The sequence below is a fragment of the Bremerella alba genome (assembly GCF_013618625.1).
Classification (GTDB): domain Bacteria; phylum Planctomycetota; class Planctomycetia; order Pirellulales; family Pirellulaceae; genus Bremerella; species Bremerella alba.
Genome location: NZ_JABRWO010000003.1, coordinates 24,826 through 45,664, shown reverse-complemented (window position 1 = coordinate 45,664; position 20,839 = coordinate 24,826). Strand labels below are relative to the sequence as shown.

The following is a 20,839-nucleotide window of genomic DNA, read 5'->3' as shown; positions in this document are numbered from 1 at the left end:
ACGCAAGAGCTTGCCTACGAATACTGGCATCGAATGCTCTTCGCTCAGTTCCTGGCCGAGAACCATCTGCTCATGCACCCGGATGGCGTGGCGGTCAGCTTGGAGGAGTGCGAAGAACTGGCGGCTTCAGAAGGGGCGACGAACGGCTTTGTGTTGGCGGCTCGGTACGCCAGCACCATGCTACCCCAGGTCTTCCGAACTGACGATGTTCTTCTGGAAATCGAATTCGCCCCTGAACATCGTTTGGCACTGGAGAAACTTCTTGCGAGCCTGCCGAGTGAGACCTTTCTCGCGGACGATAGCCTGGGGTGGGTTTACCAGTTCTGGCAGACCAAACGGAAAAAAAAGGTCAACGACAGCGGAGAGAAGATTGACGGTGACACGCTCCCCGCAGTGACGCAGCTTTTCACAGAAGATTACATGGTGCAGTTCCTTTTGCAAAACACCATCGGTGCATGGTGGTGTGCAAAGGAAGGAATTACAGGGCCTCCGGGTGGAGCAGGCATTCCCCCAGAACAATGTCCGGTTGAAATGCCGTATCTTCGTTGGCGAGAGGATGGATCACCCGCCGCAGGATCATTTGATGGCTGGCCCAAGACTTTGGCCGAGTTCACGATGCTTGATCCGTGTTGCGGAAGCGGACATTTTATTGTGAATGGATTCAATCTCCTCGTTCCATTGAGGATGCACGATGAGGGGCTTTCCGCCAGCGAAGCCTGCGATGCCGTACTACGCGACAATCTGTTCGGCTTGGAGCTTGATCCTCGCTGCACTCAGATTGCAGCGTTTGCACTTGCCTTAGCGGCATGGCGAATCAGGGACGAAAGCGGAGAGCAGCTAGGCTATCGCGTCCTCCCTCAACCACACATAGCATGTTCTGGCCAAGGAGTTGCGGGTAGAAAAGAGGAGTGGTTGTCTCTTGCTAATGGTGACTCGCGGCTTCGCAATGGCATGGACAAACTGTATGACTTGTTTCAAAAAGCACCACACTTGGGTTCACTAATCGACCCGCGTCGGGAAGCTGGTGATTTGTTCGCAGCAGGGTTCTCTGAATTGAGACCATTGCTGCAAGCTGCGTTGTCTACTGAACGAGTGGGGAACGACGCCGACAAAGATGCAATCGGAGTTGCAGCGATGGGCATCGCTGCCTCCGCACATATCCTCAGTAGCACGTTCAACTTGATTGCAACGAATGTCCCTTATCTCGGTTTTCGGGATCAAGCCGAGGTATTGCGAAATCGTCTGGAGTCTCACCATCACGATGCACTCGCCGATCTTGCGACCGCATTTGTTGAGCGATCCCTTCGCTTAGCATCTAAAGGTGGTGCAACAGCACTAGTCACTCCACAAAACTGGCTATTTCTCAAGCTCTATCGAGACCTTCGCAAAAAGCTGCTTCGAGATACATCGTGGCGACTGGTGGCCAGACTTGGGCCACGGGCATTCGACACGATCTCAGGTGAGATAGTTAATGTGGCCTTAGTAGTCCTTTCGCTTGATCCTCCGACTCAATCGCTTGATTTCGTTGGCATTGATGTGTCGCATGAGCGAACTGCAACGCTTAAAAGTCAGTCACTTCAGAACACAGGTGCCGTGTCCACTCCGCAATTGTCGTTGACAAAGAAAGCCGACGCCCGCGTCGTACTAGGCGAAACATCACACAATGAATCTCTTGGTAAGTATGCACATGCTTACAAAGGTCTCGGCACAGGTGACGACCCACGCTATCGTCGAAACTTTTGGGAAATGGACCATATCCCTCAAGGATGGGTTCGATTGCAGAGCAGTGTTGATTCCACGATGGATTTCGGAGGATGTGAAGGAGTGGTGTGGCTCGATGCGATGACGAATCCCATCCAACCTGGCGTGTATTTGCGTGGTGAAGAAACATGGGGTAGGCGTGGAGTTCTGGTGAGACTCGTTGGGAATCTTCCGTGCTGCTTATCTGTCGGGGAAGCGTTCGACCAGAATGTTGCCGTCGTAATGCCTAACGATCCTAGCATCTTGCCTGCTATATGGGAGTTCTGCAAATCGCAAGAATTTGCACCGACTGTTCGTTCAATTGACCAAGCTCTGAAAGTCACGAATGGCACTTTGGACCAAGTTCCCTTTTGCATGGATGATTGGATTGAGGCCGCAAATGAAAATGCAGTTCCCGAACCTCACTCATCCAATCCTACACAATGGCTCTACGACGAAGTGCTGCCTAACAGTGATTGTTCGCTTCAAGTTGCAGTATGCACGGCGGTTGGTTATCGGTGGCCGTGTCGGCAAGTAGCAATTGATGAGCAGCATGGGATTCTTTGTGTTCCAGCCGTAAGAGGGAAGAAGACCGCGAAGGATGTTGTAGAAATGACTATTAAGTCGGCCTTCGGAGACGATTGGAATACACATACAGTTGGGGCGATGTTGGCCTCATCTGGATTTGGTAGCAACTTGTCTTTATCGGATTGGCTGCAAACCCGCTTCTTTGAAGATCATATCCGAGTGTTTGAGAATCGTCCTTTTGTTTGGCACATTTGGGATGGTCGCAAAGACGGCTTCTCTTGCTTGGTGAACTACCACAAACTCAATTACAAGATGTTGGAAAACTTGACATACTCCTACCTCGGAGACTGGCTGAAAGCTCAAGAGGGCGATGCAAAATCCGGTAAGGCAGGATCGGACCTTCGGCTGGCCGCTGCCAAAGAGCTTCAGGCGAAACTCAAGCTAATCCTAGATGGCGAGCCTCCATATGACATTTTCGTTCGATGGAAGCCATTACATGAACAAGCAATTGGTTGGAATCCTGACTTCAACGATGGTGTTAGAGTAAACATTCGGCCTTTTGTAGAAGCGGGCATATTACGAAAAACGCCGAACATCAAGTGGACTAAGGATCGCGGAAAGGAGCCGGAACGCACCAAAGACGAATTTCCTTGGTTTTGGGATGGCAACACACCAAAAGGTGAGCGTGTCAATGACGTTCATTTGACCAACGCGGAGAAACAAGCTGCTCGTGAAGCGAAGGGGGTCGCATGAGCACCTCCCAAGCCCTAGAGGACCCCACCCTATTCGACGCTATTCTCCTGTCACTTCAGAATGCTGCCGACTATCATCGCGACGATGTTGTGCAGCCTGCCGCCGTACTTTGGCCGGACGAGAAGCGAGAGTGGGAGCAACTGGTTCCTCGACTGCGAATGGTACTACCCCATTTTCTTGTTTTCGGGCCTTACGACCAGACTAATCGAAGCGGTCCCGCCATCTGGCTGCGATGTGTTTTGTCTGGCAGAGTTTCTTCCGTCTCACTGGCCGAAGGCACCGTTCCAATCATCTATCTGCCAGGTGTAAGCCGAGCGACCATTCGTGCAACGGAGGACTGCCCCGCCGACCTCAAGCCACTTGCTGAATTGCAGTACCGGGGCGTCTTCTGGTCGCAGTACAACGGCAAGGACTGGACGATCAATGCGTTTCTGCAAACCAATCACGGTGGTTTGGAACTGAAGATCGCCAAGGATCGTGCCACTACGGAATCCATACGACGAGCCTTGGTCAAGCTGGTGGATGTTCCGGTAGCCGACCTTGAATCGAAGGCAAACAGCGGAGAACTCAACAGCACTTATTTTGATTCGCTGGTCAGCGATGATTTCGTAGACGACTTGTTATCGTGGCTGTCTGATCCGAAAGGGACGCGAGATCGGTGGGAGACAGGTCGTTGGGAAATCCTGTGTAGTCGCTGTATCGCCGACTTCGGTTTCGATCCGGCCCGTGACGGTGAGTTGATCGGTGCCGAGTTGTTGGGCAGGCAGGAGAAGAATGTTTGGAAGACGGCCTGGAAACGGTTTGCAGTCGCCCCCTCGCGTTACGCGGGATTGGCAGAGCTTTTGCGGAAGGCCAAACCATCCCCCAAACCTGGCGATCTGTTAGGGCACTTGCTCGTCGAATCGTGGCCTCAAGACAACGACGCGGAAGAAGATCGACTTCGAGCAGCACTTACGGAATTGTCTTCGTCGAGTCTGGACGATGCCCGAAAGAGTTTGCTGGAACTTGAGAAGCAACATGGGACTCGACGTAAATGGGTTTGGGCAAAAGTTGGGCACTCACCACTCGCGTTCGCCATCCAGCACCTTGCCACACTGTCCGAGTCCACAGAGAAGTGTCTGGCAGGAGCAACCACAGCAGACATGGTTGAAGTCTACACCAAGGGTGGATGGCGTACCGATGCCGCGATGTTGGACGCTCTGGCCTCAGTCACTCGCCCTCCTGACCGTGACGCGATCACGGTGGCAATAGTAAAGGTCTATGCCCCCTGGCTTCGAGATTCGGCGGAACTGTTTCAGCAACGAGCCAAAGTGCATCCGTTACCAAATCGTGAAGTGCCTCGCCTGGCTGATGTGCCGAAAGGAACTTGCGTACTGTTTGCGGACGGGCTGCGTTACGATGTGGGTCAGAAGTTCAAGGAGGCCCTTGAGACGAACGTCGGAAAGGTTGATTGCCACCACCATTTTTCCGCCCTTCCCTCGGTGACACCAACCGCCAAGCCCGCTGTTTCACCTGTCGCATCAAAGATTACGGGGTCCGAGGTCGGAGAAGAGTTCCGCCCGTGTGTTGAAGAAGGTTCAAAGCCGCTGACGATTGATCGTTTTCGTAAGCTGATGCTCGATGACTGTTTTCAAATTCTGAAATCTGACGAAATCGGCGATCCGACAGGTAGAGCATGGGCCGAGTTCGGGAACCTGGACAAAACTGGCCACCAGGAGGGAAGCGGCATGGCACACCGTATCCCCGAACTCATCAGTACATTGGTCTATCGCGTAGAGTCGCTGCTTGAGGCTGGTTGGCAAGAAGTGCGAATTGTGACGGACCACGGCTGGCTCTTGCTACCTGGCGGATTGCCGAAGACCGACTTGCCAAAATACCTGACGGCAACACGTTGGCGGCGATGTGCAGTCGTGAAAGATTCCTCAAATACTGAATTGTCCTGCTTTTCCTGGTTTTGGGCAGACCAAGTGCGAATTGCTTGCCCGCCCGGCATTGACTGTTTCATGGAAGGTGCGGAGTACAGTCACGGTGGCCTAAGTCTTCAGGAATGCGTTGTACCCCAACTGTCGATCAAAGCAGGAACTCAGCCTACGGCTGGAGCGAAATTCGAGACGGTTAAGTGGGCTGGCCTGCGAGTGCGAATCAAAATCTCAGGTCCCTTCGATGGTTGCAAGGCCGACTTACGGGATAAGGCGGCTGATCCTTCCACGTCTTTGGCGGGCGAAAAAGCGATTGGCACCGATGGCACTTTGTCGTTGATCGTAACGGACGAATCGCGAGAAGGGAGTGCTACAACTCTGGTATTGCTTGACGCCACTGGTAGTGTGATCGACAAGTCATTAGTGACGGTGGGAGGTTAAATGGCTGCCATTGAATTGGACCAATTAGATCGCATCGCCACCAGAGCCTTTGACGGGTATATCGTCCGAAAGGACCTCGTTCGGCAATTTGCACGACAATACCCGGTGCCGACATACGTCTGCGAGTTTCTCCTGGGACGCTACTGTGCGAGCATCGACGAAGAGGAAATTCAAGAAGGACTGGCAATTGTTGAGCGACAGCTTCGAGATCGAGCGGTTCGCAGCGGCGAGGAGGAGCTTTTCAAGGCTCGTGCCCGAGAGTCGGGGTCCGTCAAAATCATTGACATCATTTCTGCCCGCCTCGACACGAAGACCAACTCGTTCCTGGCATCTCTTCCGAGCGTTCAACTTAAAGACGTGAGCATTGGCGACCGGATCGTCCATGACAACGAGCGAATGTTGACGGGCGGCTTCTACGCCGAAATCGACCTCAGCTACGATGCGGTGATCGCGGAGGAAAAGAACGGAAGACCATTTACGGTATCCGCTCTGCGGCCAATTCAACTGTCTAAGCGTGACGTTCTGGACGCACTGTTTGAAGGGCGACGAGAGTTATCGACTGAAGACTGGAAACATTTTTTACTACGCAGTATCGGTCTTGAACCAACTCAGGTTACGGGTCGCAACTTGGATGCCATGTTGCTGCGAATGGTGCCGTTTGTTGAGAACAACTACAACCTCGTCGAACTTGGTCCGCGAGGAACAGGCAAGAGTCATCTGTTCCAGCAGATTTCTCCCTACGCTCATCTGGTATCCGGGGGAAAAGCAACGGTTGCTCGGATGTTTGTGAACAACAACACCGGACAGCGTGGGTTGGTATGTCAGTACGATGTGGTCTGCTTCGACGAAGTGTCTGGCGTTTCCTTCGATCAGAAGGATGGCGTCAACATCATGAAGGGATACATGGAGTCGGGAGAATTCAGTCGAGGCAAAGAAAGCATCCGAGCTTACGGCAGCGTCGTGATGGTTGGCAACTTTGATGTAGACGTGCAACATCAACAACGCATTGGACATCTATTCGGACCTATGCCACCTGAAATGCGACATGACACGGCTTTCATGGACCGCATCCACTGCTATCTCCCCGGTTGGGATGTCCCAAAGATCAGTGAGCCGGTCAAAACGAATCACTTCGGTCTCGTCTCTGATTTTCTCAGCGAATGCTGGAGTCGCCTGCGAAGCCATAACCGCATGGCAGTTCTGCAAGGCCGGGTGACCTGGGGCGGTGCCCTCAGTGGCCGCGATCAGAACGCCGTCAACAAAACAATCAACGGATTGCTAAAGCTCATTCATCCCTGCCCCGATGACAAAGTGTCGGACGACGATCTTGAGTGGGCGATCCGGTTGGCATTGGAATGCCGTCGCCGGGTCAAGGAACAACAGAAAAGAATTGGAAGTGCTGAGTTTCGCAACACTCAGTTCAGCTACACGCTCGGTTCGGACGGAATCGAGCAATTCGTCGTCACGCCAGAACTTCAGAGCGAAGACCACATTGCTCGCGATCCGTTACCGCCAGGGCAAGTTTGGTCGATAAGCCCAGGTGATCAAGATGAAGGTTCTGGTCTGTATCGCATCGAAGTCACGGAAGGACCTGGCAGCGGCGTCAGAATTCTAAATCGACCGGCTCCTCCAGCCTTCGCAGAATCAGTTAAATATGCCGAGGCCAATCTCTATTCCCGTGCCGGTGAATTGGTTGGGGATCGTAACCCACGAGAGCATGATTTTTCGGTTCAGCTTCGAGCGTTTGACGCGAGCAAGGGTGGGCGAGCATTGGGAGTAGCGGCGTTGCTGGCAATGTGTTCCGCTCTCATCAGCAAAAGCCTGCGTGGCGGACTTGTCGTCGTCGGTGGCATCAATCTTGGTGGCTCGATTGATCCGCTCCACAACGCAATCGACGTTGTTGAGCTTGCGGTCGAAAAAGGTGCTTCCGTTGTTCTCATGCCAGTTTCAGCACGAAAACAACTCTTCGATCTTTCTGACGATTTGGCGACGAAAGTAACTGTCGTGTTTTACACCGACGCTCGCGAAGCTCTGATTAAAGCGATTGCGGATTGATGCTATTTTGGTAGTGAAGGAAACGGACGAATCGCTCGTTGCGTCGCCGCGATTAAATCCGGTCCAATCTACAGCACGCTTCCAAGCCTTTCATTTCGTCAATCGGGAATGTGGTTTATCCAACCAAAGATCAGCGGCACATGAGTTGCCTAAAGCGTGCCGAATCGTCGGATACTGACCCAGCAACTGGCTGGCGATAAACTTCTGTGCCAATTTGTATTCGGTGCTATGCTGTTGCTCTGAAAGCTCCATCTCTAAATCCTCAATAAAATGCGTTTTCTACAGTTGGCGAAACATAGTGCGTGAAATGCTTAAAAGCCTTCTTTAACCCACGACTCGTCGATTTGGCACTCGTGAGTTTTACGCACGTCGGCGAACATGCTCTCATCCTCAGCGACGGGAATCTGTTCGAGAGAAATTGCAGTTGTAATCAATGGCTCCAGTTCAGAAGTAACGCAACAGGTTTCGTCAGAATACTGGCCATGCTCAAGAACGAAGTTCGTCAGTTTTTGATCGCGGATTATCACTCCTTCAATTCGAGTGCCATCCGATTTGTCGTCAGTCTTGAATGCCGTAGCCACAAACTGTCCGTAGGTTCTACCCATTGAAACGATGAAGGCTAATATTGCACTCCATTCCCGACCAGGGCCTTCGACCGTGCCATGCCAAACGTCTCCACCAAGCGTTGCATCGCGAATTTCGCTTCGAACCCGATGACTATAAATAGACGGTCCTTCAGCTTCGTTTTCCGGCAAGTGTTCCCGCAAGGTATCGTAGTGATCTTCGATTTCTCCAATGCTGTTGTTGTCAGAATTCCAGATTAGCTCTATCGATATTGAGTGAGCTTCTAGGTTTGAATCGATCTTTTTTACTTCATTACTCATGATTTGAATTCCTGATCTAAGTATTTTGATTTCTTGTTTTGATCCAACCAAGCCGTTTGCATTTGGTTGTTTCGACTGCTTCGTTATACGAACGAATTTGGGTTTGACAAACAAGAATGTTGCCGATTTGCGATCCAACATTTACTCGTGTTGCAACGGCAGTCAAATGTCTCGGAAAATGCTTGGTAGCACGTCAACTCTTAAAGCAGAGAAACCTTCAAGAAAAGTTTCCCTCATCGCCAAATTCTTGAACAATGACTCCTTCAATCGACTTTCGCCCCACTCGCTTCCAGAACGACAACCATCTTGGATCGGCAAGATTCTTTCGATCAACGAGTCCATTTCTGATTGCTTCGAGTGCGAGTGGGTCCATCGCAATGTGATTGATTTTCGAGTCCCATATCTGTTTGGGAGTTCGACTCGCAAGTTCCTTCGCTGGCTTTGTATAAAAGTTGCCCACGGTGAACGTTTTTCGTTTCTCGGTCGCGAAGTTGCTGAATGATTTTGAGAAGTACCGAAAGACTGCTCTCTTGGATTTGATCCTCGAAATTGAGAGTCGGAGACTCTTGCTCTCGACACCCTGCTTGTTCAGGAGCATGACTAGGACAGAACGAAATTTGGCTTTGTCAGGATCATCGTGCCACAAGAAATGCAGGTGACTTCGCTTGCCTCTCTTTGATCTTTCAACCTTTGAAAAAAGGGGAGCGACAAGTCCGTTTGCCGCTCCTCTTGATAGTTCTCTTCGAAGCATCGCCAGATCAAAATCAACCGATACGTGCATCGTTCCCTGAAAATTGATCGGGTTGATCCTGTCCTCGGCAAAGAGAATTCGACAGGTACGCTGTGCCGTTCTGGTTCTGCTAATTCTCTCTTTCTGATCCATTTCAATTGTCTATTCGTTTCCTTCTATTGGGATTTTGTTTCCTACTACATAAAGATGATCACGTAGATTGGTAAATCTGGAATTCGCTTGTGCTTGCGTCATCTGAAGCGACTTCGGCCAATGGCTGATTGCTTTGATGTTGCTCGGAGAGTGCTTGGCTCTCGGAAATTCGGTTAAGGATTCCGGCTCGATGGGCGATGTTCATCACACGCTTTACGGCGTCCGCGTTCCGTTCACCTCTGATGACAATCGTTACCTGGTTATCGTTGCCGACCAAATGCCAGTTGTCTGCATCACTTGCACGAAGTGTGAATGGCCCTTTTACAGCCGGTGTCTCAACAACTTGAGTCGGCATGATCGATGCCAACGGGTGCCCCGCTTCTTCCAATATCCTTGCGGTTCTCTCCGCGTGCCATACATAGCTATAAGTTCCATTCGTGTCGAAGTTCTTGCTGACGAGTTTTCGCTGGAATGCCTCACTCGACGGTGAACCCTTTTGATTCCTTAATTCTAAGTCTCTCAACCACTTCCCAACGTCATGGCTCGTGGCGTTGAAAAGTTGTCCCAATTGGCGTTGATTCATATATTCATAACGTAGCTTCATTTTGTACTCCTTCGTCGGTATTACCGACTTCGATTGTCTTGCCAAAGTATTTGGCGATGGTATTGACCTCTGATTCGTTAAACGCTCGCTTATTAGCGATGCGAATCTTTGGTTCCAAGATCGATCCGTTAACAATTGCGTATTCGATCTTGTGTCTCGCGATGCCAATTTTACGACTGACATCGCCGATGCTTGATAAGTCTTGATTCATGTTGAACCTCCTTTGCAGATATCTATGTGGCAGCGACGATTTCTTCATCATGGCGACGAAAACTTCTTGGTCTTACGCGATTCGCAGATGACGTGCGGGCGTGTTAGCCGGTTCAGATAATGAACGGCAAGAGAAACCGTTCAATTGCACCTAAGTGCTTGCAAGAAAGTAAGTTACGAAGAACCTGACCGTTCGTTTTCACTGGGGTGAAACGTAAGAAGTAACGCGATCCGTTATCGTCAAACGTGGTGCAAAAAGATTTCGCCGATTGAGATGCAACTAGATTGCGGCGAGCGGATTGCAGATGTGTTCATCCAGTTGAATGATCGCGTCCATCGTGTCTTGATCGAGCAATCGCTGAAAGTGCGTTACGCGGCGTTGGGCGAGGCTAACATAATCAGAGGAACAGTCGATCCCGATAAACCGTCGATCACGTATCAGTGCAGCAATTGGGACTTGGCCACTGCCGCAACAGATATCTACTACGACATCGCCTCGGCTTGACCACGAGACGACGTGATCTTCGGCTAACTTCAATGGCATTACCGCTGGATGCTGCTTCCACAAATTATCTGGGGCGGTATGGATTCCTCCCGCGTCATACGTCCAGATGTTTCGACGCACTCCTAGCGTTTTTCCTTTCGGCTTCTTCACCGTCTTCCGCAGCGAGCCGTCACGATTTCGGTTCGTGTAGTTGAACGCTTGTCCCGCACATTGGTTTTGACGGTCTCGAATTTGATTTACTGTTCGCGGCTTGCCCTTCGAAAACACCCACATGAACTCGAAGCACGGATAGTACCGAATCGTGTCTGGGTAACGAATGCCACGCTTTTCATAAATCATCGTGTCGTGAATGCGGAACCCTGCATTTCGAAAAGTTAGGCATTGAGAAAAACTCGATCCCGACTCCGATCCTTGAATGGTTTCGTCGGCGATGATCCACACGACCACGCCACCCGGCTTCAAAACTCGAAGCAACTGTTTCGCGATAGCTGCGACATCGAACGAGAAACCGTTGTACGCTCGCAGCGTATCGTAGGGCGGACTGCTGATGCAGAGATCGATTGACTCATCTGGGAATTGACTAAGCACGGTTGCAGCGTCACCGTGAACGATTGAATCAATCGGGATGGGTGGATATGGTTGCATATGTTGTCACTTATTGAACCCTTTGTCGGCGGATCGGCGGCGAGGTCGCTGAAAACCGCGTTCGCGGAAAACTGGAAAACTGGAAAACTGGCGTCCGATCTCTGTGACTCAATCACACGGGCTGAATTTCTCGCAGTCGCTTGTAGTACGTGGTCTTTTTGAGATTCGCCTCTTCCATTTGACGCTTGGTGTCACCGGGGAACTTTGCAACAGCATCTTTCACTCGCGTTCGTTGCTCCTCGATATCATCTGACTTCGTTCTCGCCACTGGAGTGCCGAACAACACTTTTTTGAGGCTGGTGCGAACAAGGTCTTGCCACGGGGTTTCAGCGTGGCCATGCTCCCATTGCCTTCGGTCTTCGAACGCTTTCGTCATGTGACGTAGATCAAGACGTTCATCGAAGTTTCGAGTTTCTGTGATGACGAAATCGACGACCTCGCGGCACTGGACTGGCGACAACTCCTTGTGGCCATGCTGAGAGAAATGACGCATGAAGGCAGCAATCTCGTCATCGCTTGGCTCGTGTTCGACTTGAGTAACGCGACTCGCCACGGCAGTCGCCAACGGATCGTTGCGTAGGGGAACGTTGCTGATTGCGACGATGCCGCCCGCGAATTCAAAAGAGATGTCCTTGTCTTGCGATTTGTACGTCACTTTCCTGGGCTTACTTGAGTCCCCATCAAGTGCCGCCATCAAGATTTGGACGGCTAAGTCGTTGCGAAACAACGAACCAATGTCATCGAGAACCACAACGTGTTCTGGGTGCTCGTTCAAAAAGTTGAACAAGCCCATTGCGGACATACGAGCGTTGCGAATAATGAATGGAACGTCGAGCTTCTCTAGCTCCTGCTTGACCGTGTAAGTCTTCGACGTACCAGGGCGTCCCACTAGATAGCAGGCGGTATAGTACCGATGGGCCACGCCCCGCACTCGGTCGCGTATCAGTTGCAGCTTCCGTTCGAAGCTCGCGAGCAAGATCGTATCTGATGTGGACAAATCAACGTCTCCTATGAATGCTTCGCTACGGGTGCGTAAAGCCGTACCAATAGCGTTTTTGTGCCCTGGGATAAGATGGGCTGAATAGGCGGCTTTTGCCGCAACGTGCGACAAGCCATAAAGCTTTTTCATAGGAGTGACGCGGCGGCAGATTCGTGATCCATCGTCGCGTCGGGAGGATTATACGTAGCTTTTTTGATTTGACAAAGTTGCGGTGCTTGAAATTCCTCCCACGACTGCGAGCGTTGGTGCGTGGAATAGATGGATAATCTGAGAAGCGAGGCTTTGTCTCGGTCAATCTGTGCGAACTGATCGCGGAAGATAAATCACGGTTGTGTGTCTCGCAGTCCAGCACGTGTCAAGTGTCGATAAACCGTCATGACGGAAACACCAACCTCATCAGCAATTTGGTACGCTGAACTCCCAGCGTTATGCTGCTCAATGATCTGTGCCGCCTTGTCGCCGATGTAGTTCTTGGGCGGCTGCTCAAACGCAGGCCGCTGGGTTGCCAGAAGCGGTCGCACCGTTTCGCCGTATGCTTTCTGTGCCTCGTATAGTTTTTGCCAAGGGATGGTTACATACGCCGAAAGAATTTTGTCTTCCGATGGAATTCCGTGAGCCAAAATCATGCTTGCGGCTTCTGCATCAGCAAGTTCGATGATCCGAATGGCAGCCGTTTTACGCAGCTTACCGAAGCTATAGCGGTGGAACTTGGGATGGTCTTTTTGGACGCGATCTAACAGATCAGTCCATCGTTTTGCTATCCCGTTGTTGTAGTTGCCCGCCTTCGATTTTTTCCAAAGCGGTTGCCCACTTTTCTCCGACAGAAAGAATATGTCCTTGCTCGTTTCTTGCTTCGGAATTGCCTTCCGGCGATTTAGCTCCCACTGAAGTGCTTCAACTGTTTCGGGCCACAAATGATGTCGTGTATCGCTCCCCGTTTTGAAGCGAATGCCATCAATTTCAGATGTCGCGAACTTTACGTAGGGGATTCGTAGGTTTCCGATTTCACCAGAACCGAACGCACAATTCAGTCCCAGCACTAGCAGCACACGTTCAACCGGAGTTGCGTATTTGACTAGCGTTTGAATCTCGTCGTCGGATAGCCGCCAACGCTCTTTCTTAAGCTTTTCTTCGTGTGACTCTTGTGGGGTCAACTCTGCTACTTTGAACTTCAGTTTTCGGAAACGCGGCGGTTCCCACCAGTGCCATTCATCCGACAAATCGAGCCAATCGAAGAAGTGCTTGATCTTTTTGTTGATGCTCAACGCCGTTTTGACCGCCATGCGACGAGACTTCTTGCTCTCGAAAGTTAAAGGTCTGTTTCTCGTTGCATCGACCATTTGCTGAGCCTTTGCAGGTGTGACATCGGCTAGATCAGTTTGCAGCAAAAGCAATGGAATCTTTTCTCCATTTCGACTCTCTGTCGCAACCTCCATGTAATGACGCCAGGACTTCAGTTGGTCGATCTGCGTCTTGCCCCAAGGGGATAGGTTTCCGTCAGGCAACGTGTACTGGGTGGTAAGGTAGTCTGTGAATGCATTAAGAGCTTGATTCACGGTTTGTCCGGTTGGATCGCGATCAGGATTTGTGCCCAGCAACCACGCGTTAGTCAGACGATGTCGCTTCTGATCGGCGGCTACATCTTCCAACGCATCAGCGAAGTCTTCTGAGCATTCAGGTTCAAATGCATCGCCTCGGCGATTAAGGGCTGCAAGAAGCCGAGCATAACTTTCCCCGGACTGTCGAATGGAATCCGTCTCGTTCGCGGGAAGGGTTAATCGCGGCAGTATGGCCTGCTTGCCCTTTGCGATTTGCTTCGCAGCCTTGAGTTGGTCGGGGAACCACGTTCCGCCGTTAAGCTTCGCGGCATCCACCTGGGCTTCGTAAAGTGCAGTTATTAGTCGAAGGCGACGCTTCGCTTCGGCTTTCTCCTTACCCAGCCTAAAACACTGCTTCGTGCCCGACTCGTTCTCTCCAAGCCAACGTATCCAAACGCCTTGGTCCTGCTTTAAGTCTGTGTCGTAAACTGATCCCACTCTGACTTCCCTCCACCCACCGTAAAATATTGAAGTTGAGCCTACAATACGCTTTCTGGGACCAAGCGGGAAGTCCAAAGTCAATATTTCGCCCTTTGAAAGTCAACAAAATGTCCAGGTGTGGCTGGATTTATGGCCGGTAGTGTTACACAAAAGGATTTAAAAAACCAACGAAAAAAGGCACCCAGAGTAAACCTGAGTGCCTTTTCAAAAATGGAGGCGGCGGGAATTGAACCCGCGTGCCGCGACATTTCCATGCAAGCGTCTACGTGTGTATGCGATTATTTGAGTTTCGCAACCTGGGACTCCAATCGTCAGGATTCCCAGGAAACTAGAGGAGAACGGTTTTTAACCTCAGGCGTGCTCCACATGACCCTTGGCTAGTCGGAATTGGCATCCAACTTTCAGGTCTCTCCGACAAAGACCCTCAGTTGGGGCTACAGCTAATTAGGCAGCCAGTGCAAAGTTATCGTTTGCAATTATTGTTTGGTCGGCTTTTTACGTGGCCTGCTGACCAACCACGACACGCAACTTACACTTCAGACTATCCGGTCGATACCAGTTCGCCCCCGTGTAACCTTCCTCAAACCTAGGTTCCCATTTCTGAGATTTCGTCTTCTACCTATCGGCAGTTGACCCCACAAGCTTGAGTAATGGAGTACAAAGAGGTAGAACGTCCAACGTGAACGCCCTAACCTCAATTGTTAATTCTAGGTTGTCCTTGTCCGGAAGAAAAGCGACCAACACGTCAGAAAGCGCGAAACAACAGATGCTTTCGTCCGATTTTGCCCCTTTGCCACGAAGGGCAGGGCATATTTCTGGACTTTTCGCGATGGATCGTGGACTTTTCCTGCTTCCTTCCCGCATTGCTCTCGATGTGACACGACGTCAGGCCATTGGGTTTATTTCTCACGCCCACATGGATCATGCCGCCCACCACGCCATGGCCCTGTGTACCGAACCGACAGCAAGACTCGTTCGTTATCGTTTGGGAGATGTTTCCACCAAGATCATGCCGTTGGGAGAAGCGATCGAAATTGCCGGCCTTAAACTCACGGCACACTCTGCTGGTCATATCTTGGGTTCTGCTATGGTCTACGCAGAACACGACAAGGGAACGGTGCTTTACACCGGAGACTTCCGACTAGGACCTTCGGCGACGGCGGAAGAAGCCCAACTTCGGTCGGCGGACTACTTAATTATGGAGTGTACCTTCGGCCATCCGAATTACCGACTGCCGCCCCGGGACACTGTGATTGAGATGCTTTTGGAAAAGGTCCATGAAGCCTTCCGCCGTGGAGCAACGCCGGTTATCTCGGCTTACGTGCTGGGTAAGTCTCAAGAGGTCACCAAGATCTTGACGTCCAACGGCATCCCTGTCCTTCAGCATCCAGACATTTATGCGATCAGCCAGATCTATCAAGAGGCTGGCTGTGACTTGGGCGATTGTCGACCTTACCAGGGGCGGCCTGTCCCAGGCTGTGTCGTGATCGTTCCCCCGAAACCAATAACGCCGGGGGGATTACCTGGTGCCGTCCACGTTGAAAAGTTCCATGTTACCGGCTGGGCCTTCGATCCTCGACGAAGGCGAAATGCCCCCCAGGATCACTGGATTCCACTCTCCGACCACGCGGACTTCGATCAACTAATTCGAGCCGTTGAAGAAGTTGAAGCGAAGACTGTCTTTTGCACACATGGCCCGAAAAGCTTTGTTGAGGAACTCAAGAGCCGGGGTCACGATGCCCGCTGGCTGGAATGATCCGCTTCGATTTGCTCTTCAACATTCGGGCGGGCCAAGAAGTCTATTACGATAACAACGATTGCCGCCAACACCATTAAGCCGAAGCAAATTGCAGACTCATTGGCAAAAGGCGTTTCCACTTCGTCTCCTTGCCATGGCCAGAGCTTGCGCAACGCTCCGATCATGAAACCACCCATCACCGAAAGTGTAACGGCTTCATGCTGATGTAATAGCCACTTGAGAACCTTGCTGAACGAAAGCAGCCCCACCAGGCATCCCACGGCAAAGCAGACAAATGCAAACAGATCCCCAACGACAATCTGCCCTTTTGCCAATGCCTTGGGAACACCACTAAAATAGTGGTAAGCACCAAAGACCAAAAGTAAATAAGAACCACTGAGACCAGGCAAAATCATCGCACAGATCGCGATCGCCCCCAATAGAAAAGAGATGAAGGGGCTAGGGGCCGAGCTGAAAGCCTCGAGTGCCGGAAGTCCGGTCAACCACCAAGCGAATGCGGCGCCGACTGATGCGAGTATCACACATAGTATCGCGTGGTTAGCGTTGGCCGGCCGAACCATCTTGCCGACAAGAAAGCCAGAGGCGACGATGGCGCCGAAAAAAACTGCATAAACTAAAGGCCGCGTCGAAGCCGGATGCCCTGCCTCTCCGATGAGCTCGTGCAATATCACTACGAAGGTAAGTAGGCCGCAAGCAATTCCCCCCAGCAGCACCAACAGAAACCAGAAATCGAATCGCTCAGCCAATGTTCGCCATTGACGCTTCCACAGCAATTGGAACGCTTCTACGTTCACCTGGCTGACTGCGTCCACTAAGCGACGGTAGATACCAAGCACCAATGCGACCGTCCCCCCTGAAATTCCTGGTACCGCGTCAGCAGCTCCCATGGCGATACCGCAGAGAAAATGTCGAATTCCGTTGATCTTCAAGGGTGCCATCGCACTGGTCCGTTTATTTCGCGTTCAAAGCCAGGATTCTAGAGAACCTTGGCCGAGAAGGGCAGGGCAATCTAGAGAACTTCGGGGCGTTAAGGTTTGAAGAAAAGATGTATCTTCGCTGAGGCTCTTCCTCGGATAGGTGGAATGCCTCGGATAGAATGGGGCGTTTGGCATCAACCTTAGTTTCATCCCAGACATTTTCTGCTTCCCATGCTTGAGGTCTCCGATAAAAAGTCTCGCCAGACTTTGCTGCTTTTTGCGGTAGCAATCGGGATCGCGTCCGCTGTTTGCTACCACCGAACGCTCGAATTCCCTTTTCACTTCGATGGCGAAAAACAGATTGTTGATAATTCACAATTGGGGGATCTCTCTTGGCACCATTTTCCATCGGGGCCACGAACCCTGGTTACGGCGTCATGGAGACTCAATTATCGGACCTCCGGAAAGAACCCCTTCAGTTACCATTTAGTCAACATCGCGATCCACACTACGAGCGGGCTCCTTCTTTTCGGCTTGGTATATAAAACACTTCGCTCCCAGGACATACCTGCTCGATACCGTGACCAGGCAGCCCTCCTGGCGGGAATCATTGCTCTGATATGGACGGTCCACCCACTGCAAACCCAATCGGTGACTTATATCATTCAGCGTTACGAATCGCTCATGGGTTTGTTTTTTCTGCTGGCCTTCTTTTGCTTGGCATGCAGCGTTGGCTCTTCGCGAAAATGGCTTTGGCTGGCTGGCTGCATCGTCGCTTGCTACTTGGCTATGGTCAGCAAAGAAGTAGCAGTCGCCTTACCGATTCTCTTACTATGGTACGACCGAACATTTATTTCACCTTCGTGGAAGGAATTGGTTCGCAGCCATTTCCCACTCTACGTCGCTGCCCTGTGTACTTGGCTGGTATTTTTACCTTTCGCCAATCAATCTGAACAAAAGCTAAAAGCTGATAACGTTGCTTACGTCGTCGAGACCTCGATTGTAGATGGACATGTTCAAGAACGGGCGATCACTGCTTGGGATTATCTCTTACGCCAACCTCAAGCCATTTTGCTCTACCTCCGGCTTGTATTTTTTCCGTATGGACAATCGCTTGACCACGGCTGGAGGGCAACAACAACCCTTGTCGAAGCCGTATTGCCGGGGCTATTAATCTTTCTTCTCTTGGGAGCCACGATCTGGTCGACGGTTCATTACCCACGATTTGGTTTTCTGGGGGGATGGTTCTTTCTAATATTGGCTCCGACCTCAAGCATTTTGCCGATCAAAGATGTTGCCGTCGAACATCGTATGTACTTACCGTCCGCAGCCGTGCTTGCGTTTTTGATACTGGTAGTGTTTGAAGGGCTTTGTCGTCGCTATGGTTCGAGTAAGCATTCCATATCCCAAGTGCGTCGCGGAGTGCTTATTTCAGGAGTTGCAGTTGCGTTGATATTTAGTGGCGTCACGCTGGTGCGCAACGAGGTTTATCGCTCGAAGCTTGGCCTCTGGACAGATGTGACATCGAAGGCCCCTGAATACGCACGTGGGTACTATGGGCTGGCAAGAGCGCATATTGATCTGAAACAATTTGAGCCTGCGATTGCTTCTTTGCAGCGAGCCATCGAGTTAGATCCCAGGTACACGGATGCCTACGTATCGCTGGGTAGAATAGTCCATGCAAGTCAACCAGAGTATGCAACTCAGCTATTCACAGCTGCCGTAAAAGTGGATCCCAATTCTTCGGAAGCCCATAGCAATCTGGGGGCAATGCTCACGGAAAAGATGCCGAAACTGGCACTGGTGCATTACCAACAGGCCATTCACTTGAATGAAGAAAATGCCGATGCTCACAACAACATCGCTAATCTGTTCGCTCGACGAGGACAATTTTCGGAAGCGGTCCGCCATTATGAAGCCGCACTTTCAATTCGGCCCGACTTCGACCAGGCTGCCATGAACCTCGAAACGGTACGTCATCTAGCCATCGCTCGGGATCAAGAACAAGTAAACCCGAACTAGCAGTACTTACGTTTCAATTCGAGCTCTCCCAAAAAGTCGTGAAATGCCGATACCAGAAACGATCGACCATTCCGCTAACCGCTGGAAATGGATTGCCATTGTGGCGATCCCTCTTCTCGTACTAGCCGTATATCATCGCACTTTCACGTACCCGTTTCATTTCGATGGCCAGGTCAACATACAATCGAATGAAAGTTATCAAACACTCAGCTGGGAAAATTTCCCCAGGACGCCGCGTTCGCTAGTTAACCTGACGTGGCGACTAAACTATTTTGCCGACGGTGGTACGCTCCTCGGCTACCACCTTGTAAATATCTCTATCCACATCGCAGCGAGTCTGCTGCTATTTGGTTTTATTTCTCAAACACTGAGATTGCCTAAGATCCCTGAGCGATATCGCGATCACGCGACCCTGCTGGCAGCCGGCGTGGCTCTCTTGTGGGCAGTCCACCCGCTGCAAACTCAGTCGGTCACCTATATTGTTCAGCGATACGAATCGCTGATGGGGATGTTCTTTCTACTATCGCTTTTTTGCTTCATCCGAGGCTTCACCTCGAAATATCATGCCGCTTGGTATCTTGGCAGCGTAGTCGCCTGTTTTGCTTCCGCGCTGAGCAAGGAGGTGGCAGTGGCCATCCCCTTAGTGGTTCTCTGGTACGATCGCGCTTTCTTAGCCCAGTCTTGGCTTGATTTGATCCGCAACCGATGGCCTGTTTACATGGGCTTGTTTGCTGCTTGGTTAATTCTCGCTCAGCTCGCTCTGGTTCCCCTTACAACTCACAACGAACATGGGACCGTGCTTGTTCATGAAGTGGACTTCTCGGCAGAGGAACCGATTCGCACCCTCGTCGGCCCGAAAGAATATCTGTACAGCCAAGCTCACGCGATTCCGTTCTATCTTCAGCTCACAATCTTGCCGATGGGGCAATCGCTCGATCACAGTTGGCGTGCTACGTATTCGCTGTCCGAAGCAATCTGGCCAGGTATCATTGTGGTAGCCGCTCTGGGACTAACCATTTGGTGTATATTTCGTGCTCCCTGCTGGAGTTTTGTGGGCGCCAGCTTCTTTTTAATTCTCGCACCGACATCAAGCATTCTTCCGATCCAAGACATCGTCTTCGAACATCGGATGTATCTCCCACTAGCGGCCGTGATAACACTGATCGTGCTAGGAATCTATGAAGGCCTCTGGCTGACGCAACCCATGCAAGCATCTGATTCTTCGCACTTGTCGGCGTGGCAATCGCTGATCGTTCTGATTGTCGTTCTGATTGCTGTTTATGGCGGAGTTACGATCGCTAGAAATGAGGTCTACCGAGATGGCAATTCGATGTGGAGCGACGTACTAGCAAAGAATCCAAACAATCCACGGGCCTATCATGGCATTGCCCACGCCTATATCACGCAGGGAGATTGGGCGAAGGCTATTCCATACCTCGAAAAAACCATCGAACTTCATCCCGAGTACCAGTTCAATGGAGGTTACGCCGATAGGTTTAGAAAGGGTGCCACAAAGGCGATCGAAATGGGCGACGTACCCTTGGCACTGCAACTGCTTGACTTGACAATTAAGATGAACCCAGAAGAGGCCGAAGGCTATATCCTGATGGCGAACCTTTTGCAGCACGAGAATAGGCGACAAGCGGTTGCTCTCCTACAGTTAGCGATTCGGCGGGATCCACAGAATGCCGAAGCCCAACAACTACTCAAGCAGTTGACGCAGTAGCAATATCACACGGAATTCACAGACCATTCCCCCTTTCTTATCTGGTCTGCGGTGCCCTATATGGCCCACCTGCGGTTGCAAAAACGAGAGCATTTCAAACACATCGTCAAACGCTAGCGAATTACCTTGACCGAGCAGTGAGGGGGGGATAAATTGCGTTAACACTCACCTAGTTGGTCGTAGTGTGCGCATTGATCGAAACAGAGAAT

The 20,839-nt window shown here is 51.1% G+C and carries 14 protein-coding genes and 1 other RNA gene; 6 read left to right on the top strand and 9 right to left on the bottom strand.

Translation table 11 applies throughout. The features are described from left to right. Positions 1–33: 33 nt before the first annotated feature. Genes HOV93_RS05895 through brxL form a run of 3 tightly spaced genes read left to right on the top strand, consistent with a single transcriptional unit; the run spans position 34 to position 7,436 of the window. On the top strand, positions 34–3,021 hold the full coding sequence (locus HOV93_RS05895) for an Eco57I restriction-modification methylase domain-containing protein (RefSeq protein WP_207395557.1): 2,988 nt from the start codon (positions 34–36) through the stop codon (positions 3,019–3,021). After that, the gene (gene pglZ, locus HOV93_RS05890) at positions 3,018–5,381 is read left to right on the top strand and encodes a BREX-1 system phosphatase PglZ type B (RefSeq protein WP_207395556.1); all 2,364 of its coding nucleotides are present in this window, start codon (positions 3,018–3,020) and stop codon (positions 5,379–5,381) included. Before HOV93_RS05895 ends, pglZ begins: the two co-directional genes overlap by 4 nt. Further along, complete coding sequence (gene brxL, locus HOV93_RS05885; RefSeq protein WP_207395555.1) at positions 5,382–7,436, top strand: BREX system Lon protease-like protein BrxL; 2,055 nt, start codon at positions 5,382–5,384, stop codon at positions 7,434–7,436. It begins immediately after the preceding gene. 311 nt (positions 7,437–7,747) lie between these two features. Here brxL and HOV93_RS05880 read toward each other — a convergent pair whose 3' ends face one another. From HOV93_RS05880 to ssrA, 8 genes are all read right to left on the bottom strand, one after another. After that, positions 7,748–8,461 (bottom strand): hypothetical protein, encoded by a 714-nt coding sequence (locus HOV93_RS05880; RefSeq protein WP_207395554.1) that lies wholly within the window; start codon positions 8,459–8,461, stop codon positions 7,748–7,750. A gap of 76 nt (positions 8,462–8,537) precedes the next feature. Continuing rightward, positions 8,538–9,203, bottom strand: coding sequence for a hypothetical protein (locus tag HOV93_RS05875; RefSeq protein ID WP_207395553.1), 666 nt, complete (start codon positions 9,201–9,203; stop codon positions 8,538–8,540). 58 nt (positions 9,204–9,261) lie between these two features. After that, on the bottom strand, positions 9,262–9,807 hold the full coding sequence (locus HOV93_RS05870) for a hypothetical protein (RefSeq protein ID WP_207395552.1): 546 nt from the start codon (positions 9,805–9,807) through the stop codon (positions 9,262–9,264). Further along, complete coding sequence (locus HOV93_RS05865; protein ID WP_207395551.1) at positions 9,791–10,018, bottom strand: hypothetical protein; 228 nt, start codon at positions 10,016–10,018, stop codon at positions 9,791–9,793. Before HOV93_RS05865 ends, HOV93_RS05870 begins: the two co-directional genes overlap by 17 nt. Positions 10,019–10,297: 279 nt before the next feature. Continuing rightward, complete coding sequence (locus HOV93_RS05860) at positions 10,298–11,167, bottom strand: DNA-methyltransferase (protein ID WP_207395550.1); 870 nt, start codon at positions 11,165–11,167, stop codon at positions 10,298–10,300. 112 nt (positions 11,168–11,279) lie between these two features. After that, positions 11,280–12,164: an AAA family ATPase gene (locus HOV93_RS05855; protein ID WP_207395549.1), complete on the bottom strand. Its 885-nt coding sequence runs from the start codon at positions 12,162–12,164 to the stop codon at positions 11,280–11,282. A gap of 326 nt (positions 12,165–12,490) precedes the next feature. Continuing rightward, on the bottom strand, positions 12,491–14,203 hold the full coding sequence (locus HOV93_RS26335) for a helix-turn-helix domain-containing protein (RefSeq protein WP_207395548.1): 1,713 nt from the start codon (positions 14,201–14,203) through the stop codon (positions 12,491–12,493). Positions 14,204–14,414: 211 nt separating this feature from the next. Beyond that, positions 14,415–14,774, bottom strand: a transfer-messenger RNA (tmRNA) gene (ssrA, locus tag HOV93_RS05845). A 261-nt stretch (positions 14,775–15,035) separates the two neighbouring features. Between ssrA and HOV93_RS05840 the strand changes: the two genes are divergently transcribed. Beyond that, positions 15,036–15,962 (top strand): MBL fold metallo-hydrolase RNA specificity domain-containing protein, encoded by a 927-nt coding sequence (locus HOV93_RS05840; protein WP_207395547.1) that lies wholly within the window; start codon positions 15,036–15,038, stop codon positions 15,960–15,962. Here the strand turns inward: HOV93_RS05840 and HOV93_RS05835 are convergent. Continuing rightward, the gene (locus HOV93_RS05835; RefSeq protein ID WP_207395546.1) at positions 15,938–16,903 is read right to left on the bottom strand and encodes a DUF368 domain-containing protein; all 966 of its coding nucleotides are present in this window, start codon (positions 16,901–16,903) and stop codon (positions 15,938–15,940) included. The genes HOV93_RS05840 and HOV93_RS05835 overlap by 25 nt on opposite strands. A gap of 768 nt (positions 16,904–17,671) precedes the next feature. Between HOV93_RS05835 and HOV93_RS05830 the strand changes: the two genes are divergently transcribed. After that, positions 17,672–18,904, top strand: a complete 1,233-nt coding sequence (locus tag HOV93_RS05830; RefSeq protein WP_207395545.1) for a tetratricopeptide repeat protein — start codon at positions 17,672–17,674, stop codon at positions 18,902–18,904. A 43-nt stretch (positions 18,905–18,947) separates the two neighbouring features. Next, positions 18,948–20,630: a tetratricopeptide repeat protein gene (locus HOV93_RS05825; RefSeq protein WP_207395544.1), complete on the top strand. Its 1,683-nt coding sequence runs from the start codon at positions 18,948–18,950 to the stop codon at positions 20,628–20,630. The last annotated feature ends 209 nt before the right edge of the window (positions 20,631–20,839 follow it).

Coding starts and splice junctions, on each gene's coding strand:
- HOV93_RS05895 (WP_207395557.1), top strand. CDS start 34: ATGCTCTTCGCTCAGTTCCTGGCCGAGAACCATCTGCTCATGCACCCG.
- pglZ (WP_207395556.1), top strand. CDS start 3,018: ATGAGCACCTCCCAAGCCCTAGAGGACCCCACCCTATTCGACGCTATT.
- brxL (WP_207395555.1), top strand. CDS start 5,382: ATGGCTGCCATTGAATTGGACCAATTAGATCGCATCGCCACCAGAGCC.
- HOV93_RS05880 (WP_207395554.1), bottom strand. CDS start 8,461: ATGTTGGATCGCAAATCGGCAACATTCTTGTTTGTCAAACCCAAATTC.
- HOV93_RS05875 (WP_207395553.1), bottom strand. CDS start 9,203: ATGGATCAGAAAGAGAGAATTAGCAGAACCAGAACGGCACAGCGTACC.
- HOV93_RS05870 (WP_207395552.1), bottom strand. CDS start 9,807: ATGAAGCTACGTTATGAATATATGAATCAACGCCAATTGGGACAACTT.
- HOV93_RS05865 (WP_207395551.1), bottom strand. CDS start 10,018: ATGAATCAAGACTTATCAAGCATCGGCGATGTCAGTCGTAAAATTGGC.
- HOV93_RS05860 (WP_207395550.1), bottom strand. CDS start 11,167: ATGCAACCATATCCACCCATCCCGATTGATTCAATCGTTCACGGTGAC.
- HOV93_RS05840 (WP_207395547.1), top strand. CDS start 15,036: ATGGATCGTGGACTTTTCCTGCTTCCTTCCCGCATTGCTCTCGATGTG.
- HOV93_RS05835 (WP_207395546.1), bottom strand. CDS start 16,903: ATGGCACCCTTGAAGATCAACGGAATTCGACATTTTCTCTGCGGTATC.
- HOV93_RS05830 (WP_207395545.1), top strand. CDS start 17,672: ATGGTCAGCAAAGAAGTAGCAGTCGCCTTACCGATTCTCTTACTATGG.
- HOV93_RS05825 (WP_207395544.1), top strand. CDS start 18,948: ATGCCGATACCAGAAACGATCGACCATTCCGCTAACCGCTGGAAATGG.